Origin of the sequence: Phaeovulum molybdatiresistens (assembly GCF_023544865.1) — a bacterium.
Lineage (GTDB): Bacteria > Pseudomonadota > Alphaproteobacteria > Rhodobacterales > Rhodobacteraceae > Pontitalea.
Genome location: NZ_JAMJFX010000005.1, coordinates 80,998 through 106,953 on the forward strand (window position 1 = coordinate 80,998; position 25,956 = coordinate 106,953).

General features: G+C 60.5%; 29 protein-coding genes and 1 tRNA gene. 19 read left to right on the forward strand and 11 right to left on the reverse strand.

Features of this window, described 5'->3' with window-relative positions:
* Positions 1 to 19 precede the first annotated feature (19 nt).
* The 4 genes from MXB90_RS05530 to MXB90_RS05545 are packed head-to-tail and all read left to right on the forward strand — an operon-like array spanning position 20 to position 7,320.
* Complete coding sequence (locus MXB90_RS05530) at positions 20 to 1,579, forward strand: site-specific DNA-methyltransferase (protein WP_250042127.1); 1,560 nt, start codon at positions 20 to 22, stop codon at positions 1,577 to 1,579.
* Positions 1,576 to 4,248 carry a DEAD/DEAH box helicase gene (locus tag MXB90_RS05535; RefSeq protein WP_250042131.1) on the forward strand — a complete coding sequence of 891 codons (2,673 nt, stop codon included), beginning with the start codon at positions 1,576 to 1,578 and terminating at the stop codon, positions 4,246 to 4,248. The genes MXB90_RS05530 and MXB90_RS05535 overlap by 4 nt, the downstream gene beginning before the upstream one ends.
* Positions 4,245 to 5,552 (forward strand): SIR2 family protein, encoded by a 1,308-nt coding sequence (locus MXB90_RS05540; protein ID WP_250042133.1) that lies wholly within the window; start codon positions 4,245 to 4,247, stop codon positions 5,550 to 5,552. The genes MXB90_RS05535 and MXB90_RS05540 overlap by 4 nt, the downstream gene beginning before the upstream one ends.
* A complete protein-coding gene (locus tag MXB90_RS05545; RefSeq protein WP_250042135.1) occupies positions 5,515 to 7,320 on the forward strand; it encodes an ATP-binding protein in 1,806 nt (601 codons plus the stop codon). The genes MXB90_RS05540 and MXB90_RS05545 overlap by 38 nt, the downstream gene beginning before the upstream one ends.
* Here the strand turns inward: MXB90_RS05545 and MXB90_RS05550 are convergent.
* Positions 7,317 to 7,541, reverse strand: a complete 225-nt coding sequence (locus MXB90_RS05550; RefSeq protein WP_250042139.1) for a helix-turn-helix domain-containing protein — start codon at positions 7,539 to 7,541, stop codon at positions 7,317 to 7,319. The two genes, MXB90_RS05545 and MXB90_RS05550, sit on opposite strands and share 4 nt — an antisense overlap.
* 95 nt (positions 7,542 to 7,636) lie before the next feature.
* Between MXB90_RS05550 and MXB90_RS05555 the strand changes: the two genes are divergently transcribed.
* From MXB90_RS05555 to MXB90_RS05580, 6 genes are read left to right on the forward strand one after another with little or no spacing between them, the layout of a single operon-like run.
* Positions 7,637 to 7,906, forward strand: coding sequence for a hypothetical protein (locus MXB90_RS05555; RefSeq protein ID WP_250042141.1), 270 nt, complete (start codon positions 7,637 to 7,639; stop codon positions 7,904 to 7,906).
* A complete protein-coding gene (locus tag MXB90_RS05560; protein ID WP_250042143.1) occupies positions 7,894 to 8,307 on the forward strand; it encodes a hypothetical protein in 414 nt (137 codons plus the stop codon). The genes MXB90_RS05555 and MXB90_RS05560 overlap by 13 nt, the downstream gene beginning before the upstream one ends.
* Positions 8,304 to 8,462 carry a hypothetical protein gene (locus MXB90_RS05565; RefSeq protein ID WP_250042147.1) on the forward strand — a complete coding sequence of 53 codons (159 nt, stop codon included), beginning with the start codon at positions 8,304 to 8,306 and terminating at the stop codon, positions 8,460 to 8,462. The genes MXB90_RS05560 and MXB90_RS05565 overlap by 4 nt, the downstream gene beginning before the upstream one ends.
* A complete protein-coding gene (locus MXB90_RS05570) occupies positions 8,459 to 9,286 on the forward strand; it encodes a hypothetical protein (protein WP_250042150.1) in 828 nt (275 codons plus the stop codon). Before MXB90_RS05565 ends, MXB90_RS05570 begins: the two co-directional genes overlap by 4 nt.
* A 4-nt stretch (positions 9,287 to 9,290) precedes the next feature.
* On the forward strand, positions 9,291 to 9,587 hold the full coding sequence (locus tag MXB90_RS05575) for a hypothetical protein (RefSeq protein WP_250042154.1): 297 nt from the start codon (positions 9,291 to 9,293) through the stop codon (positions 9,585 to 9,587).
* A 10-nt stretch (positions 9,588 to 9,597) separates the two neighbouring features.
* On the forward strand, positions 9,598 to 9,777 hold the full coding sequence (locus MXB90_RS05580) for a hypothetical protein (RefSeq protein WP_250042157.1): 180 nt from the start codon (positions 9,598 to 9,600) through the stop codon (positions 9,775 to 9,777).
* Between the two features lie 183 nt (positions 9,778 to 9,960).
* On the opposite strand, the gene MXB90_RS05585 is transcribed toward MXB90_RS05580, so the two are convergent.
* Positions 9,961 to 10,530, reverse strand: coding sequence for a hypothetical protein (locus MXB90_RS05585; RefSeq protein ID WP_250042160.1), 570 nt, complete (start codon positions 10,528 to 10,530; stop codon positions 9,961 to 9,963).
* A gap of 279 nt (positions 10,531 to 10,809) precedes the next feature.
* Between MXB90_RS05585 and MXB90_RS05590 the strand changes: the two genes are divergently transcribed.
* The 3 genes from MXB90_RS05590 to MXB90_RS05600 all read left to right on the forward strand — a co-directional run bounded on the left by MXB90_RS05590 (position 10,810) and on the right by MXB90_RS05600 (position 12,594).
* A complete protein-coding gene (locus tag MXB90_RS05590; RefSeq protein ID WP_250042163.1) occupies positions 10,810 to 11,613 on the forward strand; it encodes a metallophosphoesterase in 804 nt (267 codons plus the stop codon).
* 308 nt (positions 11,614 to 11,921) lie between these two features.
* Positions 11,922 to 12,185 (forward strand): type II toxin-antitoxin system prevent-host-death family antitoxin, encoded by a 264-nt coding sequence (locus MXB90_RS05595; protein ID WP_250042165.1) that lies wholly within the window; start codon positions 11,922 to 11,924, stop codon positions 12,183 to 12,185.
* The gene (locus MXB90_RS05600) at positions 12,178 to 12,594 is read left to right on the forward strand and encodes a hypothetical protein (RefSeq protein WP_250042168.1); all 417 of its coding nucleotides are present in this window, start codon (positions 12,178 to 12,180) and stop codon (positions 12,592 to 12,594) included. The genes MXB90_RS05595 and MXB90_RS05600 overlap by 8 nt, the downstream gene beginning before the upstream one ends.
* 52 nt (positions 12,595 to 12,646) lie before the next feature.
* On the opposite strand, the gene MXB90_RS05605 is transcribed toward MXB90_RS05600, so the two are convergent.
* The 3 genes from MXB90_RS05605 to MXB90_RS05615 form a co-directional block, all read right to left on the reverse strand.
* Entirely contained in the window at positions 12,647 to 12,799 is a 153-nt protein-coding gene (locus MXB90_RS05605; protein ID WP_250042170.1) for a hypothetical protein, read from the reverse strand.
* 115 nt (positions 12,800 to 12,914) lie between these two features.
* Positions 12,915 to 13,136 carry a hypothetical protein gene (locus MXB90_RS05610; RefSeq protein ID WP_250042172.1) on the reverse strand — a complete coding sequence of 74 codons (222 nt, stop codon included), beginning with the start codon at positions 13,134 to 13,136 and terminating at the stop codon, positions 12,915 to 12,917.
* 3 nt (positions 13,137 to 13,139) lie between these two features.
* On the reverse strand, positions 13,140 to 13,685 hold the full coding sequence (locus MXB90_RS05615) for a hypothetical protein (RefSeq protein ID WP_250042175.1): 546 nt from the start codon (positions 13,683 to 13,685) through the stop codon (positions 13,140 to 13,142).
* A 16-nt stretch (positions 13,686 to 13,701) separates the two neighbouring features.
* Between MXB90_RS05615 and MXB90_RS05620 the strand changes: the two genes are divergently transcribed.
* Both MXB90_RS05620 and MXB90_RS05625 read left to right on the forward strand, forming a co-directional pair.
* Positions 13,702 to 14,157 (forward strand): hypothetical protein, encoded by a 456-nt coding sequence (locus MXB90_RS05620; protein WP_250042177.1) that lies wholly within the window; start codon positions 13,702 to 13,704, stop codon positions 14,155 to 14,157.
* 15 nt (positions 14,158 to 14,172) lie between these two features.
* Positions 14,173 to 14,373, forward strand: a complete 201-nt coding sequence (locus MXB90_RS05625; RefSeq protein ID WP_250042179.1) for a hypothetical protein — start codon at positions 14,173 to 14,175, stop codon at positions 14,371 to 14,373.
* A gap of 143 nt (positions 14,374 to 14,516) precedes the next feature.
* On the opposite strand, the gene MXB90_RS05630 is transcribed toward MXB90_RS05625, so the two are convergent.
* The gene (locus MXB90_RS05630) at positions 14,517 to 14,843 is read right to left on the reverse strand and encodes a plasmid mobilization protein (RefSeq protein WP_250042180.1); all 327 of its coding nucleotides are present in this window, start codon (positions 14,841 to 14,843) and stop codon (positions 14,517 to 14,519) included.
* A gap of 163 nt (positions 14,844 to 15,006) precedes the next feature.
* Entirely contained in the window at positions 15,007 to 16,095 is a 1,089-nt protein-coding gene (locus MXB90_RS05635; RefSeq protein ID WP_250042182.1) for a helix-turn-helix domain-containing protein, read from the reverse strand.
* Positions 16,096 to 16,555: 460 nt separating this feature from the next.
* Between MXB90_RS05635 and ettA the strand changes: the two genes are divergently transcribed.
* Positions 16,556 to 18,211, forward strand: a complete 1,656-nt coding sequence (ettA, locus tag MXB90_RS05640) for an energy-dependent translational throttle protein EttA (RefSeq protein WP_250042185.1) — start codon at positions 16,556 to 16,558, stop codon at positions 18,209 to 18,211.
* Between the two features lie 57 nt (positions 18,212 to 18,268).
* Here the strand turns inward: ettA and MXB90_RS05645 are convergent, their stop codons facing one another.
* The 4 genes from MXB90_RS05645 to MXB90_RS05660 form a co-directional block, all read right to left on the reverse strand.
* Entirely contained in the window at positions 18,269 to 18,439 is a 171-nt protein-coding gene (locus MXB90_RS05645) for a hypothetical protein (protein WP_250042187.1), read from the reverse strand.
* A gap of 300 nt (positions 18,440 to 18,739) precedes the next feature.
* Positions 18,740 to 20,629 (reverse strand): acyl-CoA synthetase, encoded by a 1,890-nt coding sequence (locus MXB90_RS05650; RefSeq protein ID WP_250042189.1) that lies wholly within the window; start codon positions 20,627 to 20,629, stop codon positions 18,740 to 18,742.
* A gap of 172 nt (positions 20,630 to 20,801) precedes the next feature.
* Positions 20,802 to 22,589, reverse strand: a complete 1,788-nt coding sequence (locus MXB90_RS05655) for an ABC transporter transmembrane domain-containing protein (RefSeq protein WP_250042199.1) — start codon at positions 22,587 to 22,589, stop codon at positions 20,802 to 20,804.
* A 102-nt stretch (positions 22,590 to 22,691) separates the two neighbouring features.
* Positions 22,692 to 22,777 (reverse strand) — tRNA-Leu (locus MXB90_RS05660).
* A 119-nt stretch (positions 22,778 to 22,896) separates the two neighbouring features.
* Between MXB90_RS05660 and MXB90_RS05665 the strand changes: the two genes are divergently transcribed.
* The 3 genes from MXB90_RS05665 (at position 22,897) to MXB90_RS05675 (ending at position 25,954) form a co-directional block, all read left to right on the forward strand.
* The gene (locus MXB90_RS05665; protein ID WP_250042202.1) at positions 22,897 to 23,652 is read left to right on the forward strand and encodes an SDR family NAD(P)-dependent oxidoreductase; all 756 of its coding nucleotides are present in this window, start codon (positions 22,897 to 22,899) and stop codon (positions 23,650 to 23,652) included.
* A gap of 84 nt (positions 23,653 to 23,736) precedes the next feature.
* The gene (metG, locus tag MXB90_RS05670; protein WP_250042205.1) at positions 23,737 to 25,467 is read left to right on the forward strand and encodes a methionine--tRNA ligase; all 1,731 of its coding nucleotides are present in this window, start codon (positions 23,737 to 23,739) and stop codon (positions 25,465 to 25,467) included.
* Positions 25,468 to 25,546: 79 nt separating this feature from the next.
* Positions 25,547 to 25,954, forward strand: a complete 408-nt coding sequence (locus MXB90_RS05675) for a group III truncated hemoglobin (protein ID WP_250042208.1) — start codon at positions 25,547 to 25,549, stop codon at positions 25,952 to 25,954.
* Positions 25,955 to 25,956: the final 2 nt, after the last annotated feature.

The window sequence follows — 25,956 nt, forward strand, 5'->3', positions numbered from 1 at the left end:
GATGCCCACCCTACGCTGGTTGACCCGAGACGACGATGTGCGCGCCGCTGAGAAGGTGCCTTACCGCCTGTTGGAGGAGGTCGAGGGGCTGGGCTATGGCGACCGGGATGCGGGCAATATGCTGATCCAGGGCGATAACCTTGAGGCATTGAAGGCGCTGCTCCCCTATTACGCGGGTCAGGTGAAATGCATCTATATCGACCCACCCTATAACACCGGATCGGCGTTCGAGCATTACGACGACAATCTGGAGCATTCCCAATGGCTGGCGATGATGTGGCCCCGGCTGGAATTGCTGCGGGAGTTGCTGGCCGAGGATGGCTCGATCTGGATTTCTCTCGATGATGCCGAAGCGCATTACATGAAGGTTATTGGGGATGAAGTGTTTGGCCGAAAGAACTTTATTCTTAACCTTGCATGGCAAAAACGTGATGGACCGCCCAATGATCGAAAGATCGGAATGGTTCACGAACACATTCTTGTTTGGGCAAAACACCGCGAGTTGAAGAGCAAACAAACACTCGCTGAGCTGTCGTTCAATCTGATGCCGCGAAGCGAAAAAGCTAACTCGCAATATGCAGTATTCAAGGAACCTGATGGACCTGATCCACGCGGTCCCTTCAGGAAAGTTGACTCGACTACGAATGCCAAAGGTGGACGCAATGTGGATAGCCTCATCTATCCATTGAAGAACCGATTCACGGGCGAAGAGGTCTACCCGCGCCAGGGACGCAACTGGGCGCACAACAAAGTCGAAATGGAACGTCTGAACGCGGAAAAACGCTTGTATTGGGGCGTGAACGGTACAGCAGGCACGCCTATGAAGAAGCTTTTTCTGAATGAAGCAAAGCAGGGCATGACAACCCCAAGCGTTTGGTCTGGTTTCGCACTGAACCAACATGCAAGCTCGGAGATGGAAAAAATATTTGGCGAGAAGGCCGCTTTTGAAACTCCAAAGCCCGAGGGGCTTCTTGAAAGAATTATTACCATCGCCACCAACCCCGACGACCTCGTGCTCGACAGCTTCCTCGGGTCCGGCACCACCGCTGCCGTCGCACAAAAGATGGGGCGGCGCTATATCGGGATCGAGATGGGCGACCATGCCGTCACCCATTGCGCGCCGCGTCTGCAAAAGGTGGTGGACGGCGAACAGGGCGGGATTTCCAAGGCGCAGAACTGGCAAGGCGGCGGTGGTTTCCGCTTTTACCGCCTTGGCCCGCCGGTCTTTACCGAGGACGGCCAGATCCAACCCGATATCCGCTTTCCCGTGCTGGCCGCTCATATCTGGTTCGCGGAAACCGGCAACCCGTGGACGGAACCCCAGCCTCTCACCCCCTTCCTTGGAGCGCAGGGGGGTAAAGGCTATGCGCTGCTCTACAATGGCATCCTTGGCGACAAATCGGTCTCGGGCGGCAACGTCCTGACCCGCAAGACACTGGCCGCGATCCGCGCCGCACAGGGCGATTTTACTGGCCCGCTGACCGTCTATGGCGAGCGCACGGCGCTGTCCGAGGCGACGCTCAAGGCCGAGCAGATCGAATTCAAACAAACCCCATATGATGTGAAGGCGCGCAAATGAAGCTGAAGGATTATCAAAAAGCCTCGCTCGCCACGCTGCGGAAATTCTTTGAAGAGGCGCGGATTGTCGGCCCAAAACCGGCCTATGAGGCGATCACGGCGGAACCGGAACTGGCCAAGCGGCTGCGCGGCTATGCGGCAGGCTACAAGCCGATCAAGGCGCTGCCCGAGGTGCCTTACGTCTGCCTGCGCCTGCCCACCGGCGGCGGCAAGACCATTCTGGCCGCGCATTCGATCACCGTGGCCAAGGATGCCTGGGTGGAAAAGGATTTCCCGCTGGTGCTGTGGTTGGTGCCGACGAACACCATCCGCATCCAGACCGCCGAGGCGCTGAAAAACCCGCGCCACCCCTACAGGCAGGTGCTGGACGAGGCGTTCGAGGGCCGTGTTCGCGTGTTCGATATTGGTGATTTCACGCAGATCACGCCGCATGATCTGCGCTCGAACCTCTGTGTCGTGGTCGGCACGATCCAGACACTGCGAGTCAGCAACACCGACGGGCGCAAGGTTTATGCCCATCACGAGATGCTGGAGGGGCATTTTTCGACTGTCTCACCCAGCACGCCGGGGCTGGAGCGCAATGACGATGGCCCAATGAAGGGCGATATCCGGTTCAGTTTTGCCAACCTGATGCATCTGCACCGCCCGCTTGTGATCATGGACGAGGCCCACAAGGCGGGCACGAGCCTGAGCCAGGATGTCTATGAGCGGATCAACCCGAGCGCCCTGATCGAATTCACCGCCACGCCCAAGGGATTCAACAACATCCTTCATTCCGTGACAGCGCAAGAGCTGAAGGATGAAGAGATGATCAAGATGCCCGTGGTGCTGGACGAGGCTGAAACGTGGCAGGGCGCGGTGAACTCCGCCATTCTGAAGCGGGCCGAGTTGCAGGAACATGCGGATCGGGACCGGGAGGGGTATATACGCCCCATCGTGCTGTTTCAGGCGCAGAAGAAGGGCGAAGATGTTACCGTAGATGTGCTGCGCAACCATCTGATCGAGAATGAGAATATTGACCCGGCCAAGATTGCTGTGGCCACTGGCGCGCAACGTGATCTGGACGGGATCGACCTGTTCAAGCCCGACTGCCTGATTGAATATGTCATTACCATCGAGGCGCTGAAGGAAGGCTGGGATTGTTCCTTCGCCTATGTGTTCTGCTCGCTGGCCAATATCCGCAGCAGCACGGACGCCGAGCAGCTTCTGGGCCGCGTGCTGCGGATGCCCTATGCGAAAAAGCGCAAGGAAGCGGCGCTGAACAAGTCCTACGCTAAGCTGGTGTCGAAGCATTTTTCTGAGGCTGCCGTCAGTCTGCGTGACAAGCTGGTCGATATGGGGTTCGAGGAAAGCGAGGCCGAGGCCAATATCGAGGCCGAACAGCCGGGACTGGATGACGGGCTGTTTGGGCGGCAATCACGCCCACGCCCGACGATGACGGTCGAGCTGGACGCCTCAGAGGATGAGCGCCGCGACATCAACATCGTCGCACCGGGCAAAATCAAAGTGTCGGCAGGTGATGACGGCAAGACCCGGATCGAATTCACCGGCGTGCCCAAGCCCAAAGATGAAGAGCGCCTGTTCCAGATGGCCCCCGAGCGCTTGCATGGCGTGCTGCGCGAGAAGCTGGACGAGTTCAAAGCCAAGCACGCCGACGATCTGGCCCCCGCCCATCTGGGCGAGGAATTCACCGTGCCGCGCCTGATGGCGCATGTGCAGGGCGAGCTGGTCTTTGGCGATACCGATATCCTGATGGAATATCACGACTGGTCGCTGGCCGATCACCCGGCGCGGCTGACCAAGGCCGAGTTCGATATTGTCGAGACGACCAACACCTTCGAAATTGATCTGGACGGCAACCGCCTTTCGATCTCGGCGGCGGACAGTTCGGAACAGCTTTCGCTGGATATCGACGTGGACGACTGGACGCCGAATTCGCTGGTGCGTTGGCTGGATGGTAAGGTGCGCGATCAATGGATCGGCCAGGCGGAGCTTCTGGCCTGGCTGAACGATGTTGTCACCCACCTGACCCGCGACCGCGATATCCCCCTGTCGCAGCTGATGCGCTGCAAGTTCATCCTGGCGCGCAAGTTGAACGAGAAGATCAGGGGGTTCCGCCAGATGGAGCGCGACAAGGTTTACCAGATGAACCTGTTCGGCCCCGAGGCGCGTGTCGAGGTGTCCTTCGATGACGGCATCCGGTTCTTCGACGAGATGTATTTCGACGTGCCCAAGTATCGTGGCATGTACAAGTTCAAGCACCACTTCATGGGGCCGGACGAGGTGCCGACATTCGACAGCAAGGATGGCGGCGAAGAGGTCAAATGCGCCCTGGCGCTGGATGCTCTGCCGGGCCTGAAATATTGGACCCGCAACGTCAGCAGGCACCCGAATTCATTCTCCCTGCCGACCTCGACCGACAAGTTCTACCCGGATTTCGTGGCCGTCATGGAGGATGGCCGTCTCTTGGTCGTCGAATACAAGGGCAAGCAGTTGTCTCCGGAAGAAAGCCGGGACAGCCGCGAAAAGGAACTGATCGGCCAGCAATGGGCCAAGGCGGCCGGAGGAAAGGCCGTCTTCGTCATGGCGACGATGGAACGTGGCGATCCGAAGGAGGTGCGGGCAGCAATTTTGGATACTCTGAAGAAGGGAGAGGGAGACAAGGTATGAGCTACTGGGTTGATCAACCGTCTTCCACAAACAATCTGCGTCTATTTCAATCTGATGGTACATGGTTGGCTTGGAACGAGATTGACGAGGATGGCAAGACTCGCAGAGGGGCCCGAGAACAGGTTGAAGAGCGGCTGCTTTCGGCACTGAACGCAACAAACCTTGTGGCCCTACTTGGCTCGGGTGCGTCCTTTGCTGCGAAGAATGCGGGCGGAAAGCAGGCTCCTGGCATGGCTGATCTCTGGGATGATGCCCGACAGAAGGTTGGGAAGGCGGATTTCGACAAGGTTGTAGCCGAGGTCTGGGGCACGACCGACAAGAAGGACATCGAGGCGCTTCTCAGTTTGTGTAAGATGACGGTCGAGCTGCAAGCTGCCCGCGGTGCAGCCGCTGGCAAGAATCCCACCGAAGAAAACCAGCTTGACCTGCCTTCCTTCGTCCATAAAGCCGAACAGGCGATCTTGGATCGCGTTGATTTTGTCTCAGAGCAAACGGACCTCATCTCTCACAAGGAGTTCCTGCGCCGCCTCGCCCGCCGGAGCGCAGAAAAGGCACGGGTGAAGCTCTTCACCACGAATTATGACCGCTGCATCGAGGAAGCAGCAGTCGCCCGCAACCTAGCCCTTATCGACGGCTTTTCCCACTCTGCGATCCAGCGATTCAATCGCGATCATTTTCAGCAGGACATCGTGCGGCGATCCGCGAGCAGCACACGCGCAGACTATGTTGATGGGGTTTTTCACCTCTATAAGCTTCATGGCTCGATGGACTGGCGGCGGCGAAAGTCCGATGGTGTGGTGATCCGCCGCCTTGACCACGACGAAAACCATGAGCCAGTGCTGATCTACCCGCGTTCATCAAAGTACCAAGAGGCGTTTGCGCCGCCCTACCTCGACATGTTCGCGGCTTGGCAGGCAGCACTGCGAGAACCCGACACAACATTGATTGTCAGCGGTTTCGGATTTGCTGACGATCACATCAGCGCTCCGATCTGGTCTGCACTTGAGTCGAACCTCTCGATCCGACTCGTGCTGTGCGATCCCTGCTTTGTCCCGGTCGACGCACTCGACGTGAGCCTGGTCGACACGCAGGAGCACGCAATCTCTCAGACTAACGACAACTTGCGCACATACCAGAATCGCATCCTGAGCCTGGTAAGGGAGGGCGATAGTCGGATCACGGTCCTGAACGGTCGATTCAGCGATTTGGCCCTCGCGTTACCTGAGATCGTTGGGGAAACCGACCGGCAACGGCTGGAGGCTCGACTTGAGCGCATCCGAGGTCAAGACCATGACAACCGATGACCGTTCGGCGCTGATCGACGGGGTGAAGCGCCTTGGGACCGTGACTAAGGTTAGCGCGTCCGGGATCGAATTGAACCTGCCTCACGCACTTGCGGCAGCGGGTCGGCGCGGCGTATCCCGTGGAACTGTAGGTGACTTTGTATTCATCGACTGCGATCAGGCAGTCATCCTCGGACGCATCGTCGAGGTCCATATCCCCGACCGAAACCGTCCCGCCCTTGAAAGACACATCGAACATGAGCCGAGCGTTGAGCCGGTTGGGAGGGTCCAACTTCTCGCCACGATCCGCAAGACGACGCAGACTGTCGTTAGAGGCGTGTTGGTGTCACCGAGAGTCGGCGACGGTGTTTTCGAGGCCAATGGCACAGCACTATCAAGCTCGATCCAAGCCGCACTATTTGGTGGCGTCGATGTGCAAGATGGCGCACACCCGATCGCCGTGTCACTCGGTCGAATCTCTGGCATCGACGACGCCGAAATCGCGTTGCCGCCGGAAAAGCTGTTCGGTCGCCACTGCGGCATCTTCGGTGCAACCGGCGGCGGGAAGAGCTGGACGCTGGCAAAGCTCGTTTCCGAAGTCGCTCGTCTGGGTGGCAAGGCCATCGTCTTTGATCCGACTGGCGAATTTTCGGGAAAGCTACCTGGCGCGGTAGAATACGTCTTCACTCGGGCCGAAGATGGCCAGACGCTGGTCAGGTTTCCCTCTGAAAGGATGACCGAGTTATCGCTCTTTGCGCTCCTACGCCCAACCGGTCAAAGCCAAGGACCGACTATGCGCGAGGCGATTAGGAGCTTGAGACTGGTTCGCGCCCTGCGAAACGACACCGCAATTGTGCCGGAGCAAACAGGACAGAGACAACGATTCTTCAAAGAAGTATTCGGAACAGTGCTGGTAGAGGAGGACTTCACGGTCCAAAAGACCGGTCAGTCAATATCGGAGTACAACAGAGCCACAGCCCACTACTCAACCGCAATGGCATCAGAGTTGTGCGACTTCGACGTGGCTCTTCTCACAGACCAGATCGTAAACGAGTGCATTTGGCCAAGTGACAACCGAAATCCTGGGGTTTTTGGCGGTAAAGCCGACACTACGTTGAACTACTGCAATACGTTGATTGTGCGGATGCGGGGAATGCTGGCGTCCTCAGAGCTGCGGTGTCTGTTCGGAAGCGAGGGCGAAGACATTTGCACCCTCCTCGATGGCTTTCTGAACGACTCGCAGCAACGGGTATGCCTGATCTCGTTCAAGAACGTCAGTTTCAACCACAACGCCCGCGAGCTGCTTCTAAATACAATCGGCGAGTATCTCCTCAGCCTCGCCCGAGCTGACCGCTTCCGGACTCAACCCGTCATTTGCTTCCTTGATGAAGCTCATCAGTTTATGGGGCGTTCTGTCGGGGACGAATTCAACAGCGTTTCACTTGATGCATTCGGACTTATCGCTAAAGAAGGCCGAAAATATGGTTTAACCACCGTTTTGGCGACCCAACGCCCACGCGATGTACCGCAGGACGTTCTGAGTCAGCTCGGCACGCTGTTTGTCCATCGGCTAACAAATGAGCGCGACCGTGAAACCATCGAGCGTGCGTGCGGAGACCTCGATAGGTCAGCCGCAGCATTCATCCCGTCGTTAAGTCAAGGTGAAGCTATTATTCTGGGACCCGACTTGCCGGCACCACTCCCCATAAAGATATCTGCACCGGAACGCTCCGCTCAACCATCTTCCCGAGGCCCCAACTATCAGGACGCATGGAAGAATACTGACTAAGCTTTCAGCAACGTCCAGGCCTCAACGCCGAACCCTTCGGCCACCCGATAGAGGTTGTCGATCGAGATATTCTGTTCCGAGCGTTCGACCGCGCTGAGATAGGTGCGGTTCAAACCGGACTCATTCGCCAGATACTCCTGCGACCAGCCACGCTCGGCGCGCAGCTTGCGCATGTTGCGCGCAACGATGTCTCGCAGGGGGCTCTTGGGCGTCGTCTTCATGCACAATGCTATTGTGCTTTGACGCTTTTAACTCTACCTGTTTTAACATACATTCGACGAGTTGGAGAGTACCCATGACCCAATGCCCCCACTGCATGACCGAAATCCACGAAGAGGCGCGCGTCTGCCCGTCCTGCGGCGCGAAGAAGGGCGCTTTGGGCGCGGACTTTACTGGGCGCGAACTGAAGGCGCGGGCGGGCATTGTGGCAGCAATTGGCCTGCTGCCGCTCCTCGTCGGGCTTGGTTTTCTTGTCACAGGCGACGTCATTGGCTTCATGTTTTTGGCTGGCCTTGCCACCATCCCCTTCGCCATCGCCGCGGGGATTTTTGTCGCATCGGAGGGGCGCGAAAAATGGTATCGCTGAGCCTTCACGATCCGGACGGCGTTCAGCGCCGTTTGCAGGCCTTTCTCGTCCAGTTCACCGCGCCGCAATGGGTCACTCAGACCCGGACCGACGCGACCATTGAGGATCAGGAACGCGCCGCCGAGGTTCTGGACATCGTTCTGGATATCCTGCTCGATGCGCAGCTCGGGCTGGTGGCCGATCTGGTTCCTGCCGATGACGAGCAATTCTGGCACAGCCCGCGCCGTCTGCACGCGCCGGAAACGGGTGCGCAGTTCGACATCCGTGTGGGAACGCGCGGCGGCTATGATCTTCGCGTCACGTCAGGCAACACCGTGTTCACCGACCACGCGATGAGCTTTGAGGCCCTGACCATGGCACTGCGCAGTTTCGCTGCCCTGCGCCGCGAGGCCGCTGCATGAGCGAGCAGAAGCATACTTCGTTCTATATCAGCGCCGAGGGTCACAAGGCTCTGCGACTGGAGGCGATCAAACGCGGCCTGTCGATGAGCCAGCTCATCGCCCGTGCACTGGCCGATGCGGGCGTCGATATTCCAGCAGAGGATTTGAAGAAATGAAGAGTTTACTGGTTGCGGCTATCACCGCCTTCCTGCCTATTGCCGCCCACGCCCAAGACAGCCTGACCGAAACGCTGACGCCAGAGCCGCGCCCTTACCGCTACGCGATCCTCGACATTCAGCCGGGGGCGGAGGCAATGGACGCGGCCAGCATGTTCGGTGAGCGGATGATGCTGATCCTCGTGCCTGAGCAGGTCGCTCTGCGGGTCGAGAATGGCGAGGGGCGCGCCTTTGTGCTGACCTTCGACCAGAAACTGGTGACGCAGGGCGTGGGGCTACACACCCGCATGGGCCGCGATCCCTATGCCGAGATCAACGCCACGCTGGCGACCGAGGCCATGGGCGGGCGGGTGCTGCAAATCCGGCGCACGATCCGCGAGCCGAACGAGAAGCTGCCCGAACCTGCCGCGCTGATCGCGCAGTTGGAAGAGCGCTATGGCCCGCCTTCGAAGCGTGACGGGAGCAGCGCGACATGGGCCTGGGGTGAGGATGGTTTTATCCCCGATCTGGACGGCCAGCCCCTGCATGAAATCACCACCGTCAGCCAGTTCGGGGCGCGCAGGACGATCCAGTATCGGCCCTGCTCAACCGGTTTCAATGCCGATGCCGAGTACCGTTTCCGCCAGCACCGCGAAACGCCGATCATGCCGGGTTGCACGGCGCTGTTCACGGTTGGGGTTAGCGGCGGCGCTCAGCTCTCGACCGTCAGCTTTTCGCTGACCGATTTCGACCTGATCCGCCAGCATGTCGCCGAGGTAGATCGTCAAATCCTCGAAGCCTTGACCACCGACGCGCCGGTCGCGCCTGCCGATATGGACCTGTGATGCCATGACAGACGCCACAGCGGAAACCCAAACCTGCCCATTCTGCTACACCGAGATGGACGCGCGGGCAGATGTTTGCCCCAGTTGCCACGCAACCAAGGACACGACACCCGAATGGGCCAAGCGCCTGAAAATATACAAGATCGGCGCATTCGCTCTGATCATCGGTCTGGGCCTGATGTTTATCGACGGCAAGGGTATCTGGTGGTGGGGGTTCCCTTTCGTTCTGATCGGAGGCTTCTTCCTGTTCAGGGCGCATAAATTCGACGTCTCCGAAGTGCTTTGGCATCGCAAGGAATAGGAAGGCCGCCATGGAAACTCACTGGATCGACAGCCCAAAGTACCAAGCCGACCGCAAGGAGCTGGCTGATCTCTGCGGGCGCAACCGCACCCCGGCGGAAGACGCACGACTGGCCGAACTGAGGGCGCGGGTGCAAGACTGGGCGCGGCTCAATCGGGCCGCAGAGGATTTCGTGAACGGCGCGCCGTAGGCGACTGGCCACTGCGCAAGAACCAGTATTGGCGCAGTGGAAGACGGCGGGTTAGCATTTCGGACATCAAGCTATCGCCAAGGCGCAGAACGATAGATTGGTAGCTCCATATTTCTGGTAACAAGAACACATCCTGCTGCTGTGCGACCAGCAAAGAGCTTGGTTTCCACTTGGAGCTACTTCTCACGAGTCTAGTGGCGGCTGAACTCGCCTCCTAAGAATCTCCTCTTCAATCCGACGAGGCTGAATAAAATAATATCGTATCTCAGCGTCGTCTTGCGGCTGTTGACCGCCGACTGGCCCAGCACCATGAACGCCAAACGCATTGTTTACAATCTGGATCACATCAGTCCTTAGCTCCGAAAAGCCCTCTTTGACATCCTTATAATCAGCAAGGCCCTGATAGGCCGTAAATGCAACGAATGCGCCAATTTTGACCTTGGCGTAAACAGAACCGCTTTCAAATGAGACAGACTCGACGAAGAAATCTTGCAAGGTAAAGTTAAATGGTTCGATTGGACCGTATTGGCGCAGGTCTTTCGAGGCCGTTTCGGAGTACGCAATTTCACCCCCTTTGTGCCGTAACTCAACCGGATCAATGCTATCCAATGCCACTTGGAGGTTGGATAATGCGTCCGAGAGCAGGGGAAGCTGATTTACATTGAGTCCCCCCCTTATGAAATCACGGTAGCTTCTGTGCGACAGCAAATAGCTGACCGTTCCTATGTAAATTGATTTCTCCGACGGCGCCAATTTATATTCCTTTTAATACAATCCGTTACGATAACATCTGAGCATTTCAGTTTCGTGTCAAGCAAAGCGCATGATCTACCCTGGTTCGCAGTAGCAGAAGGCATCGCCCATTGTTCTCATCTCGACTGCCCCCATGCTCGCGAAACGGCGGAGGCGAGCGAGTACTATTTAAATTCCCTGTTCACTAGCTTCCCGCATTGATCGTGGGGAGGGGCTGTTGGCACAGACACTCAAACGCCGAGGCGACCTTGGTGTAACGGTATAGAAAAGGAGAACAATTTGTCCCATTTCCTGGTCTGGAGTGATCTGCACGACGAATTCTGGGACGGCTTCGATCTGCCCGATCTGTCCGCGCCAGTGGACGGGGTGCTGATCGCGGGCGACACCCATACGATGGGCCGCCATCTGGATATCCCGGCGCGGGCCGCGCGCAAATACGGCTGCCCGGTCGTGGTGATCTGGGGTAACCACGAACCCTACGGGTCGATCTGGTCGGAGCTGTTGGCGGAGGAAGAGCGGCGCCTTGCCGAGTTGCGTGCCGAAATTCTCGACATCCGCGTGCTGCATGGCGCAGCTACCGAGGTCGCAGGGGTGCGCATCATCGGCGCGCCGCTCTGGACCGATTTGAAGCTCTTCCCCGAACTGGAGGGCCTCGCATGGGGCATGGTCGGGGAATGCCTGATGGATTATCAGCAGATCGGCGTCACGCCCAAGCGCATGTTCTGCGTGCGCACGATGCTGGACCATCACGCGATGGACAAAGCGGCGATCTGGGACGCTCTGCGCCAGCCCTATGACGGGCCGAGCATCGTCATGACCCACCACATCCCGGTGCGCCAACTGGTCCACCCCGCCCGCGAAATCGGCAATGACGGCAAACGCGCCCTATGTGCTGGCTTCGCCAGCGACCTATGGGCCGAGATCAGGGGCTTCGACATCCACACCTGGATCTGCGGCCACAGCCACGACAACGAGACGTGGACCGGCAAAGGCAAGCACGGCCCCATCCGCTTCGTCATGAACGGGCGCGGATATCCGGGCGAAGAGGTTGAGTTTGACCCGGCATTCGTGCTGGAGGTCTGAGCGTGGAAGTATAGGGCGATAGTGCTATATCGCTATCGCCCTATCGCTCTATCGAAGCCGCCAGAAACCCCACAATCGCTCGATACCTGGCGTCTCGCTCATGTAGATTTTCCGGCTCCCGTTGGGTACCCGGCCCCGCCTGACATCGCCCCCCAAATGGCAGGGGAAGGTGGGGCTGGCTCTGTACGCCATACCCTTGGAGTCTCTGGACTGCCGATTAAGAATAGATATCTTGGCATCGGGCTAAGCCCTCCACTCTTGCACATTATGCGAAAAATACGTATATTACGGAAAATCAGGAGGGTTCCATGTCCGACATTCAGAATTTTCCCGCCGCCGATCTGGCGCGCAAGACGGGTGACATTCTCGACGCGGCCAGTCGCGCGCCGGTGGCGATCACCAAGCATCGCAAGCCACGGTTCGTGCTGATGAGCCTTGAGCGCTACGAGGCGCTGACAGGCACAACGGATCAGCAGGCACACACCTTGGAGGATATGCCCGCCGAGATGAAGGCCATGATGATCGCCGCTCTGGAGCGAGACCTTGCCGGTGGCGCGACGCCAGATGCGTAAGCCCGCCGCCGGTGACGTCTTCACCTATCCATTTCTTTGGAAGCGCCAGCAAATTCAGGGCGAAACAGAAGGCCGCAAGCCTCGCCCGGTCTGCATGGCCGTCACCACTGCAAAGGCGGACGGCAACACATTGCTGTTTATTGTTCCCATCACAAGGCAGCCACCCATGGACGGGCGGATCGCTATTGAAGTTCCTGAGATCGAGGCCAAACGTGCTGGCCTCGACACTGAAAAGCCCTGCTGGGTCATGCTGGACGAGTTCAACAGCGATGTGTTTGAGCGCTCCTATGTCTTTGAGGACCGCACACCGCTTGGTGCGTTCAGTTCGAAATTCACGGCGCGGCTACAAGGCATCCTGCTGGCAGCCGCCAAAGACGGCAAAGCCCGTATCGTGAACCGACAAGACTGATTGGCTGGAATTTGAAGCCCGCCGCCCGAAAACTCCGAAAGTTTCAGCCTACCTACTCTGTTTCCGAGGTATTTCTTGGCGCGGGCGGTTCGGCTTCTTCCCCTACCATTTCGGTGTTGTTAAACAAATCATCCAGAAAACCTGTGTCTTCCATTTCGCCCAAGGCGTCCTGAATCTGGTCGATGATGCTTTTTCCGGTCTTCATGGTTGTGTCCTTTCGTTTGCCTAGAATTTTGGGCCATACGAGAACGACCCGAGGGCCGAGCCTCGTAGCTTCGGCTTGCTCTGCTCAACTTCTTCCCGCTGCGCAGATCGCCGGGTCAGCCAGCCTCCAACAGCCGCCGCAATTCCGCCTGTTGCCGCTCCAAAGCGGTCAAGCGTTTCTCCAAGTCGGTCGCGAAGCGATTGAATGCGCGATGTAAAGTCTCGAACTCGCTCGGCGAGGCGCTGGCGCTCTTCAAACCAGCCTCGAATGTCGTGTTTAGTTCTTCGACAGCGCGCAGTAATGCGGTCTCGAAGGGCGTCAGTTGCAGGTGGGACATGGTTTACCTCGTTGCTGCGGTTTCGACGCAGACTTCTCCGCCGTTCAGGTTGGGGATCGGACAATCGGCCAGCGTGACGCCGCGCGGCAGGCTCAGCACCCGGCCCAAGCCGCCAGGGCCACGGCTCAACCTCACCCCTTCGAGACCGAACATTGCCAACCCCGGCTCGGGTGTCGTGTTCTGCGGTTCGGGAAAGGTCAGCTGCACCGCCAACAAGAGCACCCAGAAGGTCAGCAAGACCCCGGCCAGATAGGTCGGCAGCATGGTCGTCCACGTTACCGTGCGCCATTCCTTCCGGCTGGCTTCCAACTCGGCTGTCGCCTGCCGAATCTTGCGGCCCTGTTCCTCGACCTGGGTGGCCGTCCGGTCGTGGATCATCTCGCTCAGCTTTTGCAACTCGCGCATATCTTGCATGAGTTTTTGCTGCGCGGCGCTCAACGCTTGCGACAAATGCTGCTCGAAGCCGTTCAACATCTGCTGGGTCTGGGCTTCGGTCGCGTGGGTTTGCGTCTCGACCTTCGCTTGCAGGCTTTGCAGCAAAGTACTCATCTGCGGTCCAGTCTTCATGGAATATCCTGTCTTCAAGGCGGAATGTGTTCTGGCTGTCCGAGGTGCCCGCGACGCGCATGGTGATGCGGGTGTCACGCTTGCGGGGCTTGCCACCTCGGGCTTCTTCGGCATCAGCCTTGCGGCGTTTCTCAAGCTGCTTCTCAGAGAGCGGTTTGAATTCCAGGCCGTCCAGGTCGGCCAAGGCGATGCGGACATCGGCGTGGTTGCGGATCTCACCGACTTCGACCCCCTGTATGATCAGCGTCTGGATTGTTTCCTTGATCTGCTTCCGGTCGCCGAAATCGAATACCGGCTTCACCATGCGCTTGTGGGCAGGTTCTTCCGGGCTGACCCAGCCCGCGCGGGAATTCCAGTAATCGCGGAAGGCGTTGAAATAGGCCTCCGATCCCGGTGGCGCGGGGTTGAACGAGCGGTTGCCGTGAAGTTCGACGCGCGGAATGAGAAAGTGTAGCTCGACATTGCCCATATGCCGGTGCCGCACCCAGAGGATATTCGCCTGATCCCCCTCAAGACCCGCAAAGGCGGCTTTCTCGAAATCGGCCATCAAAGCCGCCTGATCCGCTTCGCAGGGATCATCATCAACGTGGAAGGCCACCACGCCGCTGGTGTAGCGCCATTTCCGAGTATTGCTGTCGATCAGGGCGCGGGTCAGGTCGGGGTCGCCTGACAGCACCTCCGGCAACACATCTCGGCGAACGGTCTGACCCGCGATGCGATTTCGGTCTTCGGTATAAGCCGCGACCTCCTCGGCCAGCAGGTAGTCCACCGCCGCGCCTCCGGAGCCGTCACCATGTGTGAAGAAGCGCACCATCATCTTGAGTGCTCCGCGACAATCTCGGCAAGCTGCCGATCCATTGCCATCAGCAGCGTCCGCACCGCGATCAGGTCGATAGCGCGACCCGCCTTTCGGTCGGTGTTGATGGCACGGGCGATCTGGTTGAGATTGTTGCCCGCACGCCCAACCGCCGCCAGCAGAATGGGATCGACCTCTGGCGGTCGCGCCCGTCTCTGCATCGGCTCGCCGGACAATAGATGGCGGGCATAGTCGGACAGAGATCGCTCTTGGGCGCGGGCTTTGCGCAGCCACGCAAAACGCTCCTCCTCGGTGCAGCGCACCCGCAAAACCAGATCACGCACCGGACGCTGTGTCGTCTCTCGCTTACTCATTCCAGAAACCGATGGCGCTCTGCGCCGGGCTTGGGGTCGAGGGGAAAGGGCCTGTCCATTCCCTCGCAAGGTGCAGGTGGCGTAGCCACATGCGTAACCTTGCTCTCTTTCTCTGAATGCAAACGAGGGTAGTTCATAGGTTGCCTCCTGACCGGAGCAACGCATGTGTTAGCTCTCCGACCAAGCCGTCGAGAACGGCAATCTTTCTGGCCTCTTGTCGGGCCATCCCTGCGAAGGAAGCGGCTGCGTTCTTCCTGCCAAAAGGCCCATCTCGCTGCGAATTTCGATCTGCCACGATCAGGCAAAGCGCGGTCCTCGCCTCGCCAAGCTGTATGCATCTTTCTCTCCACAAACGGCTGGAGACGCCCAGTTCGTAGGCCCGATCATGCGCCGCTCGCGTGACTGCCTGCCAGTCCGGCGGAGCACCACAGGCATACAGATCAATGTACTCACCCAGCTTTGCTCCAGCCAAAAGCCGGGCATGGGCCGGACTTGTGCTCAAGCGGCTTCCTTCCCTCGGCTTCTCGGCGATACGAGTTTTGTTTTTCTTTTCTTCATTCATATTGAGACGGACATTTTCGTCTGACTCGACAGTCATCTCTGGCTGACCGCCAACTGCCGAAAAATCTGCAAGTACGGCTTCCAGCGCCTCGGCAACCTCCTGCATTTTTTTGATGTCGCTCAGCTCGTTGGGTCGACGGCGAGGCAGAATGCAGGTCGCTGCCTCATCGGCATCGGCGTTATCCAGATCACGTATCTGCCGAAAGAGGCCCTGAATATGCTCGCGCAACCGCTCGCGGTCTTCATCGGCCTGCATCTGACGGCTGACCAGCAGCCGAATGTACTCCGCCCTTTCGATAAGCGGGGCCAGGTTGATGCCCGCTGCACGCTTGATCACACCATCAACGCGATCACCAGAGCGGCTTTTGCGTTCGGGGTAAGTGCGTTTGATCAGGCCTGCATCAACCAGTTCAGCCTCGATCCTCCCGATCTGGCGTTTCGACAATCGAAATGCCGCCGTAAGCCGTTCCAGTGAATACCAGATGGCGCAAATCCTGCCCTGCTGGAAATCGGACGGCTGGCAGTTATCTATCGCGAATTCGAGATACTTGAGCGCCCCGCTCGACAGGCCAAGAGCGACCCTTGCCTGCAATAGCAATTGCTTCAGTCGGTAGGGTGTCATGTCAGCAGGTAAGCCGCCATGTATGAGGTGCTGGCTCATGACCGCACCTCCTGCCCCGAGCTTGCGAGATTCTGGGGTTTCTGGTAGTAGGATGAGGCAATGAACTTTTTTGTGTCGTCGGATAGGGCTGCAACCCTTCCGGCGACTTTCTTTTTCTGACGGAAACTTCGGCGCGAGAGATGACCAATTATCTGAACGCGGCCTTTTTCCGGAACGCAAACCTCTCGGGTATCAGGTTCTTCCTGCGTTCGATATATGTCCTGATACCAAAAATCCTCTAAGTTACTGTTATCGTTAAAGAATGTCAAGGATTGCAAATCCGTGAAGACCGGTTCGATTCCGGTACCCGCCTCCAGAGCCCGACATGCGGCCCCAACCAGAACCGCGGCACCAAACCCGCTGCGATTCGGCGCGACCGGGGCGCGAGCAACCCTTTCCTCTTGCGACCTGATCCCCTAAACAGGCGCGCAAACGACTTTCCGCCCGAGCGAGGTTTCCAATGGCGTCCTATCAGTATGTCTATCACATGGATGGTGTTTCGAAGACCTATCCGGGCGGCAAGAAATGCTTTGAAAACATCCGCCTGAATTTCCTTCCGGGCGTCAAGATCGGCGTGGTCGGCGTCAACGGCGCGGGGAAATCGACCCTGCTGCGCATCATGGCCGGGATCGACAAGGATTTTTCGGGCGAGGCCTGGGCCGCCAAGGGCGCCAAGGTGGGCTATCTGCCGCAGGAACCGCAGCTGGACGAAAGCCTGGACGTGCGCGGCAACGTCATGCTGGGCGTGGCCGAAAAGCAGGCCAAGCTGAACCGCTACAACGAACTGGCGATGAACTATTCGGACGAAACCGCCGAAGAGATGGCCCAGCTGCAGGATGAAATCGACGCCGAGAACCTGTGGGATCTGGACAGCCAGGTCGATGTCGCGATGGAGGCCCTGCGCTGCCCGCCCGATGACGCCAATGTCAGCACCCTGTCAGGCGGGGAACGCCGCCGCGTCGCGCTGTGCAAGCTGTTGCTGGAAGCGCCCGACATGCTGCTGCTGGACGAACCGACCAACCACCTGGATGCGGAAACCATCGCCTGGCTGCAAAAGCACCTGATCGAATACAAGGGCACCATCCTGTGCGTGACCCACGACCGCTATTTCCTGGACGACATCACCAGCTGGATCCTGGAACTGGAACGCGGCCGCGGCATTCCGTATGAGGGCAACTATTCCAGCTGGCTGGAACAGAAAGCCAAGCGGATGGAACAGGAAGCCCGCGAGGACAAGGCCAAGCAGAAGGTTCTGGAAAAGGAACTGGAATGGATCCGTGCCGGCGCCAAGGCGCGTCAGGCAAAATCCAAGGCCCGGATCTCGGCCTATGAAAAGATGGCCGACGAGGGCGTCAAGGAACGGGTGGGCAAGGCCCAGATCATCATCCCCAACGGCCCACGCCTGGGCGGCAAGGTGATCGAGGTCGAGAACCTGACCAAGCACATGGGCGACAAGCTCTTGATCGAGAACCTCAGCTTCTCGTTGCCGCCGGGCGGCATTCTGGGCGTGATCGGCCCGAACGGCGCGGGCAAATCGACCCTGCTGAAGATGATCACCGGCTACGAAACCCCCGATTCGGGCACCGTCACCGTCGGCGACACCGTGAAGCTGGCCTATGTCGACCAGTCGCGCGACGCGCTGGACCCCGACAAGAACGTCTGGGAAGAAATCTCGGGCGGGGCGGAACTGATCGAACTGGGCGACGCGCAGGTGAACAGCCGCAGCTATGTGGGTGCGTTCAACTTCAAGGGCGCGGACCAGCAGAAAAAGGTGGGCCTGCTGTCGGGCGGTGAACGCAACCGCGTGCACATGGCCAAGCTGCTGAAATCGGGCGGCAACGTTCTGCTGCTGGACGAACCGACCAACGACCTGGACGTGGAAACCCTGCAGGCGCTGGAAGCGGCGATCGAGGATTTCGCGGGCTGCGCGGTCATCATCTCGCACGATCGCTTCTTCCTGGACCGTCTGTGCACGCATATCCTGGCATTCGAGGGCGAGGCGCATGTGGAATTCTTTGAGGGCAACTTCGAGGATTACGAACAGGACAAGATCCGTCGCCTTGGCCCCGATGCGGTGAACCCCAAGCGTGTGAAATACAAGAAGTTCTCGCGATAAGGAAAAGGGCGCGTGGGTCTGCCACGCGCCCTTTTTCACGGCCCGATGCGGGAAGGATCAGGTCAGGATCGTATCCATCCGCCGCGCACGGCTTGAGGCGAAAGTGACCACGTTGTGGCGGCTGGGTGCCCGATTGCGGGCGGTTTGCGCATGACCCACCGGGGTTGCAGCAAGGGTTGCAAGCGCGTTCATGCGACCGGCGCGGGCTTTTTCGATGAAATTGGTCATTCTGTGCGTCCTTGGCTGACGAGGTTTCGTACTTTACCGCCACAATCGCTACCTGTTGCCAAAGATTGACCCCGGAAATGTCGGAAAAATGGCGCCGCTGCGCCAAATCCAAGCCATTTTGGCGGAGAAAGTTGGACAACCAAGGGTTGATTGTTGTCGCCGAAAATTCGCGCGTAGATGCGTAAACAATCGACGCCAAAAGGGTTCATTGTTTACCAGATCACGCCCTTCTATCGCACAGGTTGAAAAGAAACGGCCGCGCGGGTCGCGCGGCCGAATCATATCCGCAGGGTCACGCGGTCAGCGCGCCCAGTCCCAGGGCACGGTGAATTCGCCTAGTTTATGCGCCAACGCTGCCTCATCGACCGTGCCGCGCGCGGCCACCTGCGCCACAAGCCCGCGCTTGCGATCCTCGACCACGCCGATGACATGCGCGGCAAGGCCCGCCTCGGCCAGGGTTGCGTCCAGCACCCGCATGATCGCGCGCTTGCGCAGATCAGGCTTGAAGATCTTGCCCACCGCGGTCTTGGGCAATTCCGGCAGAACCTCGATATGCTTGGGGATCGCGGCGCGTTCGTGGATATGCTTGCGGGCATGGTCCATCAGCTCGGCCTCGGTCACGCTGGCCCCGCCGACCAGTTCGACATAGCAGCATGGCAATTCCCCGGCAAAGCTGTCGGGTTGGCCGATCGCCCCTGCAAAGGCCACGGCGGGATGGGACAGCATCGCTTCCTCGATCTCGGCGGGGTCGATGTTGTGGCCCCCGCGAATGATCAGGTCCTTGGCGCGGCCGGTGATCCACAGATAGCCATCCGGGTCGATCCGACCCAGATCACCCGTGCGCAGGAACCGATCCTCGGCGAACAGGTCGTGGTTCTTGTCCACCTCGGTATAGGTGGACCCTTCAAAGACGCCGGGGTTGGCCACGCAGATCTCGCCCACCTCATCGACGCCGCATTCGATGAAATCGCCGTTGGTCCGTTTCAGGATGCGCACATGGGTATAGGGCAGCGGGATGCCGACCGATCCCACCTTTTTCAGCCCATCCACCGGGTTCACCGACACCAGACAGGTCGCCTCGGTCAGGCCATAGCCTTCGGCGATTTCCACCCCGGTGGCGGCCTTGAAGCGGTTGTAAAGTTCGATCGGCAGGGGCGCCGATCCCGAAATCGCCGTCCGCAGGCTGGAGATGTCGGCATTCACCGGGCGCTGCATCAGCGCGGCGATAGCTGTGGGCACGGAAATCAGGAAGGTGACCTTCCAGCGTTCGACCAGCTTCCAGAAGTTGTCGAAGACACCATCCCCGCGATAGCCCGCCGGCGTCGGGAACACCACATGCGCGCCCGAGGCGATGGCCGACATCAGGATCGGATAGGCCGCAAAGACGTGAAACAGCGGCAGCGGGCAGATCAGCACGTCGTCCCTGGTGAACAACAGTGTGCCGCCCAGCCAGCCGTTATAGATCATGCCGGAATATTTGTGCTGCGCGACCTTGGGCATGCCGGTGGTGCCGCCGGTGTGAAAGAAGGCCGCAACCCGATCCACGGCGGGGTCGTCAAAGGCCAGCCGCTCGGCGGGCATCCGTGCCGCCTCGGCGTTGAAATCGAATACATCGGCCTTGTGCTCCACCGGGTTCTTCGGGCGGACCAGCGGCACGATCCAGCTTTTGGGCGGGGTCAGATAGCGGTTCAGGTCGACCTCTAGAACGGTCTTGACGTTGGGCGCGAATTTCACCGCCTCGGCAGCCTTTTGCGCCACATCGGTCTTGGGGAAGGCGCGCAGTGTCACCAGCACCTTGGCGTTGGTTTCCCGCAGGATCGCGCTGATCTGTTCGGCCTCCAGCAGCGGATTGATCGGATTGACAATCCCTGCCGTCGCCCCAGCCAGCAACACGACCGCGGTTTCAAGGCAATTGGGCAGCAGATAGGCGACCGTGTCGCCCGGCCCCACGCCCAGCTTGCGCAGCAGGTTCGCGGCCTGCGTCACCCGGCCATGCAGGGCCTGCCAGGTCAGGGTTTCGGCCTTGTCGGTCGGCCCGGACAGTATCTGGAACGACAGTGCGGGACGATTGCCATGGGCGTCCTTGGCGCGGGTCAGGAACTGATAGATCGTCGCGGGGCGCTCGCGCGCCTCCCACGGCATTTCGCGTTCAACGGCGTCACGGTCTGCGATGGATGCAAAAGTCGGCATCGGGCCCTCCCCTGTCGCCCGTTCCTCTGCGGGCTTCTTGATCAGCATGGGACGAAACCCGCCGTTCGGGCAAGGGACAGTGCGGCGCAAAACGTCACGTCACGTTGGTTTCTGACGCAAGGGAAAAGCCCGGGCGCGCCATTGCGAAACGCGCGCGCCACGGGCCGCGGGCTTAGCCGGCCGCGCCGTGGGTGAATTGCAGCCGCGCCAGCCGGGCGTAAAGGCCACCTTCGGCGACCAGCGCATCATGGGTGCCCTGCGCGACGATACGCCCTTCGTCAAAGACGACGATGCGGTCGGCCTTCTTCACCGTGGCCAGCCGGTGCGCCACGATCACCGTGGTGCGCCCCACCGCCAGCCGTTCGACCGCGGCCTGAACCTCGCGTTCGGATTCGGCATCCAGCGCGCTTGTCGCCTCATCCAGCAGCAGGATCGGCGCGTCGCGCAGAATCGCGCGGGCAATGGCGATGCGTTGTTTCTGCCCGCCCGACAACATGACCCCGCGTTCCCCGACATAGGTGTCATAGCCCTGCGGCAGGGCGGTCAGGAAATCATGCGCATGGGCGGCGCGGGCGGCCTCTTCAACCTCACGGTCGCTGGCGTCGGGGCGCCCGAAGCGGATGTTTTCGCGCGCCGAGGCGGCAAAGATCACCGGGTCCTGCGGCACCAGCGCGATGGCGCGGCGGAAATCGGCGCGCGCCATGTCACGCAGATCATGGCCATCGATGGTGACGCGGCCCGTCTCGGGGTCCCAGAAGCGCTGGATCAGCTGGATCACCGTGGTCTTGCCCGCCCCCGAGGGGCCGACCAGCGCCACCGTCTCGCCCGGCGCGATCGACAGGCTGACGTGGTCCAGCGCCGAAACATCGGGGCGCGACGGATAGTGGAAGGTCACATCCTCAAAGCCGATGGCGCCCTTGGCAGGCATCGGCAGGGGCAGCGGATGGGCCGGGTCGCGCACCGTATCCTCGGCCCCCAACAGTTCAACCAGACGCTCGGTCGCCCCCGCGGCGCGCTGCAGCTCACCCCAGATTTCCGACAGGGCGCCGACCGATCCGGCGACCATGACCGCGTAGATCACGAACTGAACCAGCTCACCCACGCTCATATGGCCCAGCCGCACGTCGCGCGCGCCGACCCACAGCACGCCGACCACCCCGGCAAAGACCAGGAAGATCACGATCACCGTCATCACCGCCCGCGTCGTGATGCGTTTTTTCGCCGCGACAAAGGATTTCTCGGTCACATCGCCAAAGGCGTGCCGCGTCTCGGCCTCATGGGTAAAGGCCTGCACGGTCTGCGCCGACAACAGCGCCTCTGATGCCGAGCCCGAAGAACTGGCGATCCAGTCCTGGTTTTCACGCGAAAGCGCCCGCAACCGGCGCCCCAGAACGACGATCGGCACCACAACGGCAGGCACCACCAGCAGCACAAGCCCCGTCAGCTTGGCCGATGTGGCCAGAAGCATCACCATGCCCCCGATCAGGATCAGCAGGTTGCGCAACGCCACCGACACGGATGACCCGATCACCGACAGGATCAGCGTGGTATCGGTGGTGATCCGGCTGATGATCTCACCGGTCAGGATGCGTTCAAAGAACGCGGGGCTCATGCCCAGGACGCGGTCAAAGACGGCCTTGCGGATATCGGCCACGACCCGTTCGCCCAGCCGCGTGACCAGGTAATAGCGCAGGCCCGTGCCCAGCGCCAAAAGCCCCGCGATGATCAGCGCCGCCAGGAAATACTGATCCAGCAGCTCGGCCCCCTGACCAAAGCCATCGACCACCCGGCGCACCGCCAGCGGCAGGATCAGGCTGATCGAGGCTGTCAGAACCAGCGCCCCCATCGCCGCCAGCGCGATGCCCCGATAGGGCAGGATGAACGGGCCCAGCCCCTTCAGCGCACCGATGCGTTTGGTTGTCGGGCGGTCCGCGACCGCGCTGTCTGCCCTGCGTGCCATGTCTTCCCCTTACGGTCCGGTCCGGGCAAGGGTTTATTGGCTGGGACGCTGAGGGGCAAGCATCCTGTGGGACAAAGCCCGCGCCACGCGATGCGGCGCGCTTGGTGCGGGCGGCCGGACTCGAACCGGCATGGGCTTGCGCCCGAGGGAGTTTAAGTCCCATGCGTCTACCATTTCGCCACGCCCGCACGCCCCTTGGCTAGCCCAAGCGCCCGGCTGCGGCAAGGGCAGTCACATTTCAGACATGTCGTTGCGCCACTGTCCATTCCGCGCCAGACTGAACCCGATGAAACGACAGGAGGGGCGAATGGACATCCGCTTTGACGGCAAGACCGCGATCGTGACAGGTGCCGGGTCCGGCATCGGCGCGGCCATCGCACGCGAACTGGCCGAAGGTGGCGCCAGCGTGATCGTATCCGATCTGAACAAGGACCATGCGGGCCAGGTGGCGGACCAGATCACGGCTGCGGGCGGCACCGCCTTTGCCCATGCCGGCGACGTCGCCGACCCCGCCGCGGTCGAGGCGCTGGTGCACCTGGCGGTGGAAAAGACCGGCGCGCTGCACCTGATGGTTAACAACGCCGGCATTGGCGGGCCATCCGCCCCGACGGGGGACTATCCGCTGGATGGCTGGAAAAAGGTGATCGACATCAACCTGAACGGCGTCTTCTATGGCATGCGCTTTGGCATCCCCGCGATTGAAAAGGCCGGGGGCGGCGCGGTGGTCAACATCGCCTCGATCCTGGGCATGGTCGGCTTTGCCGGATCGCCCGCCTATGTCGCGGCCAAGCACGGCGTCGTTGGCATGACCAAGAATGCCGCGATGGAACATGCCGCGAATGGGGTGCGGGTGAATGCGGTGGGTCCAGGTTTCATCCGCACGCCGATGGTCGAAGGCAGCCTTGATGCCGACACCCTGAAGTCCCTTGAAAGCCAGCATGCGATGAACCGGCTGGGCACCCCCGAGGAAGTATCCGCGCTGGTGCTGTTCCTGCTGTCGGACCGCGCCAGCTTCATCACCGGGTCCTATCATCTGGTCGATGGCGGCTATACCGCGAAATGAAGGCGCGGCCAGAGGGGCAAACCCTCTGGCCTTGCCCCCGGAACCCCTGTAAACCGCGCGCCAAACGGGACGAAAGGTAGGCTCATGGCGCGGCACCTCATCACATCGGCGATTCCCTACATCAACGGCATCAAGCATCTGGGCAACCTTGTGGGGTCGCAGCTGCCCGCCGATCTGTTCGCCCGCTATCAGCGCGCGCGCGGGCATGAGGTGATGTTCATCTGCGCCACCGACGAACATGGCACGCCCGCCGAACTGGCCGCCGCCAAGGCCGGCAAGCCCGTGGCCGAATACTGCGCCGAAATGCACGATGTGCAGGCCGAAATCGCGCGCGGCTTCCGGCTGTCTTTCGATCACTTCGGCCGGTCGTCTTCGTCGCGCAACCACGAACTGACGCAATATTTCGCCAAGACGCTGGGCGAACAGGGCCTGATCGAGGAAGTCACCGAATCCCAAGTGTTTTCCGTCGATGACAACCGCTTTCTGCCCGACCGCTATATCGAGGGCACCTGCCCCAACTGCGGCTATGAAAAGGCCCGCGGGGATCAGTGCGAAAACTGCACCAAGCAGCTGGACCCGACCGATCTGATCAATCCGCGTTCGGCGATTTCCGGATCGACCCGGCTTGAGGTGCGCGAAACCAAGCACCTTTACCTGAAACAGCGCAGCCTGAAGGGCGATCTGGAGGCCTGGATCGACAGCAAGACCGACTGGCCGGTGCTGACCACCTCGATCGCGAAGAAATGGCTGAACGATGGCGACGGCCTGCAAGACCGCGGCATCACCCGCGATCTGGAATGGGGCGTTCCCGCCCAGTTTCCGGGCGCGCCCTGGTCGGGGATGGAGGGCAAGGTCTTCTACGTCTGGTTCGACGCGCCGATCGAATATCTGGCCGCCACCGCCGAATGGGCAGACAAGAACGGTCTGGGCGACGAGGCCTGGCAGCGCTGGTGGCGCACCGATGCGGGCGCGGGCGACGTGACCTATACCGAGTTCATGGGCAAGGACAACGTGCCCTTCCACACCCTGTCCTTCCCCGCCACGATCATCGGCGCCAACCGCGCCGACGGGGCGCAGTGGAAGCTGGTCGACTACATCAAGTCCTTCAACTACCTGAACTATGACGGCGGCCAGTTTTCCACCAGCCAGGGCCGCGGCGTGTTCATGGATCAGGCCCTGTCGATCCTGCCCGCCGATTACTGGCGCTGGTGGCTTCTGTCCCACGCGCCGGAAAGCAGCGACAGCGAATTCACCTGGGAAAACTTCCAGGTGGCGGTCAACAAGGACCTCGCCGACGTTCTGGGCAACTTCGTCAGCCGCATCACCAAGTTCTGCCGCTCAAAATACGGCGAAGCGCTGCCCGAAGGCGGCGTGATGGGCGACCGGGAACAGGCGCTGGTCGCCGAATTGACCACGCGCATCCGTGCCTATGAAGCGCATATGGAGGCGATGGAAGTCCGCAAATCCGCGGCCGAGCTGCGCGCCATCTGGGTGGCGGGCAACGAATACCTGCAATCGGCCGCACCCTGGACCGTGTTCAAGACCGATCCGGCGCAGGCCGCGGTGCAGACGCGGTTGGCGCTGAACCTGATCCGCATCTATGCCGTGCTGTCCGAACCCTTCATCCCCGATGCCGCCGCCACGATGCTGGCCGCGCTGAAGACCGACGATCGCAGCTGGCCCGTGGACGTGCCCGCGGCGCTGGCCGCCTTGCCTGCGGGCCACACCTTCGAAACACCCGAGGTCCTGTTCCGCAAGATCGCGGATGAAGAACGGGAAGAATGGCAGCAGCGCTTCGCCGGGGTGCGCAGCTAGACCTGCGCGCCGGGCTGCGACGGCGCGACGCTTGTCGCCGCGCGCGCCGGGGCCTATCTGGGGGGTGAAAGGATCCGCCATGACCGCCCCTCCGCCCCGTTTCGAGATCACCGAAGACCAGATCGAGGCCGTCGTTACCGCCTTTTACGCCCGTGTGCGCAGCCATCACCTGCTGGGTCCGGTCTTTGCCGCCCATGTCACCGACTGGCCCGCGCATGAGGCCCGGATCGCCCGGTTCTGGAAAGGCGCGATCCTGTTCATGCCCGGCTATGACGGCAGCCCGATGATGGCACACCGCCGCGCGGGCGATGTGCAGGGGGGCCATTTCCCGGTCTGGCTGGGCCTGTTCGATGATACGCTGCGGCGGGAACTTGACCCGCTGGCGGCCGCCAGCTGGTCAGCGCTGGCCCATCGCATCGGCAAGGGCCTACGTCTGGGCGTCGAGGATATGGGCCGCACGCCCGGTGCCGCCCCGGTCCTGCGTTAGGC

Coding starts and splice junctions, on each gene's coding strand:
- MXB90_RS05535 (WP_250042131.1), top strand. CDS start 1,576: ATGAAGCTGAAGGATTATCAAAAAGCCTCGCTCGCCACGCTGCGGAAA.
- MXB90_RS05540 (WP_250042133.1), top strand. CDS start 4,245: ATGAGCTACTGGGTTGATCAACCGTCTTCCACAAACAATCTGCGTCTA.
- MXB90_RS05550 (WP_250042139.1), bottom strand. CDS start 7,541: ATGAAGACGACGCCCAAGAGCCCCCTGCGAGACATCGTTGCGCGCAAC.
- MXB90_RS05555 (WP_250042141.1), top strand. CDS start 7,637: ATGACCGAAATCCACGAAGAGGCGCGCGTCTGCCCGTCCTGCGGCGCG.
- MXB90_RS05560 (WP_250042143.1), top strand. CDS start 7,894: ATGGTATCGCTGAGCCTTCACGATCCGGACGGCGTTCAGCGCCGTTTG.
- MXB90_RS05565 (WP_250042147.1), top strand. CDS start 8,304: ATGAGCGAGCAGAAGCATACTTCGTTCTATATCAGCGCCGAGGGTCAC.
- MXB90_RS05570 (WP_250042150.1), top strand. CDS start 8,459: ATGAAGAGTTTACTGGTTGCGGCTATCACCGCCTTCCTGCCTATTGCC.
- MXB90_RS05575 (WP_250042154.1), top strand. CDS start 9,291: ATGACAGACGCCACAGCGGAAACCCAAACCTGCCCATTCTGCTACACC.
- MXB90_RS05580 (WP_250042157.1), top strand. CDS start 9,598: ATGGAAACTCACTGGATCGACAGCCCAAAGTACCAAGCCGACCGCAAG.
- MXB90_RS05595 (WP_250042165.1), top strand. CDS start 11,922: ATGTCCGACATTCAGAATTTTCCCGCCGCCGATCTGGCGCGCAAGACG.
- MXB90_RS05600 (WP_250042168.1), top strand. CDS start 12,178: ATGCGTAAGCCCGCCGCCGGTGACGTCTTCACCTATCCATTTCTTTGG.
- MXB90_RS05605 (WP_250042170.1), bottom strand. CDS start 12,799: ATGAAGACCGGAAAAAGCATCATCGACCAGATTCAGGACGCCTTGGGC.
- MXB90_RS05610 (WP_250042172.1), bottom strand. CDS start 13,136: ATGTCCCACCTGCAACTGACGCCCTTCGAGACCGCATTACTGCGCGCT.
- MXB90_RS05615 (WP_250042175.1), bottom strand. CDS start 13,685: ATGAGTACTTTGCTGCAAAGCCTGCAAGCGAAGGTCGAGACGCAAACC.
- MXB90_RS05620 (WP_250042177.1), top strand. CDS start 13,702: ATGGAATATCCTGTCTTCAAGGCGGAATGTGTTCTGGCTGTCCGAGGT.
- MXB90_RS05625 (WP_250042179.1), top strand. CDS start 14,173: ATGCCGGTGCCGCACCCAGAGGATATTCGCCTGATCCCCCTCAAGACC.
- MXB90_RS05635 (WP_250042182.1), bottom strand. CDS start 16,095: ATGAGCCAGCACCTCATACATGGCGGCTTACCTGCTGACATGACACCC.
- ettA (WP_250042185.1), top strand. CDS start 16,556: ATGGCGTCCTATCAGTATGTCTATCACATGGATGGTGTTTCGAAGACC.
- MXB90_RS05645 (WP_250042187.1), bottom strand. CDS start 18,439: ATGACCAATTTCATCGAAAAAGCCCGCGCCGGTCGCATGAACGCGCTT.
- MXB90_RS05650 (WP_250042189.1), bottom strand. CDS start 20,629: ATGCCGACTTTTGCATCCATCGCAGACCGTGACGCCGTTGAACGCGAA.
- MXB90_RS05655 (WP_250042199.1), bottom strand. CDS start 22,589: ATGGCACGCAGGGCAGACAGCGCGGTCGCGGACCGCCCGACAACCAAA.
- MXB90_RS05665 (WP_250042202.1), top strand. CDS start 22,897: ATGGACATCCGCTTTGACGGCAAGACCGCGATCGTGACAGGTGCCGGG.
- metG (WP_250042205.1), top strand. CDS start 23,737: ATGGCGCGGCACCTCATCACATCGGCGATTCCCTACATCAACGGCATC.
- MXB90_RS05675 (WP_250042208.1), top strand. CDS start 25,547: ATGACCGCCCCTCCGCCCCGTTTCGAGATCACCGAAGACCAGATCGAG.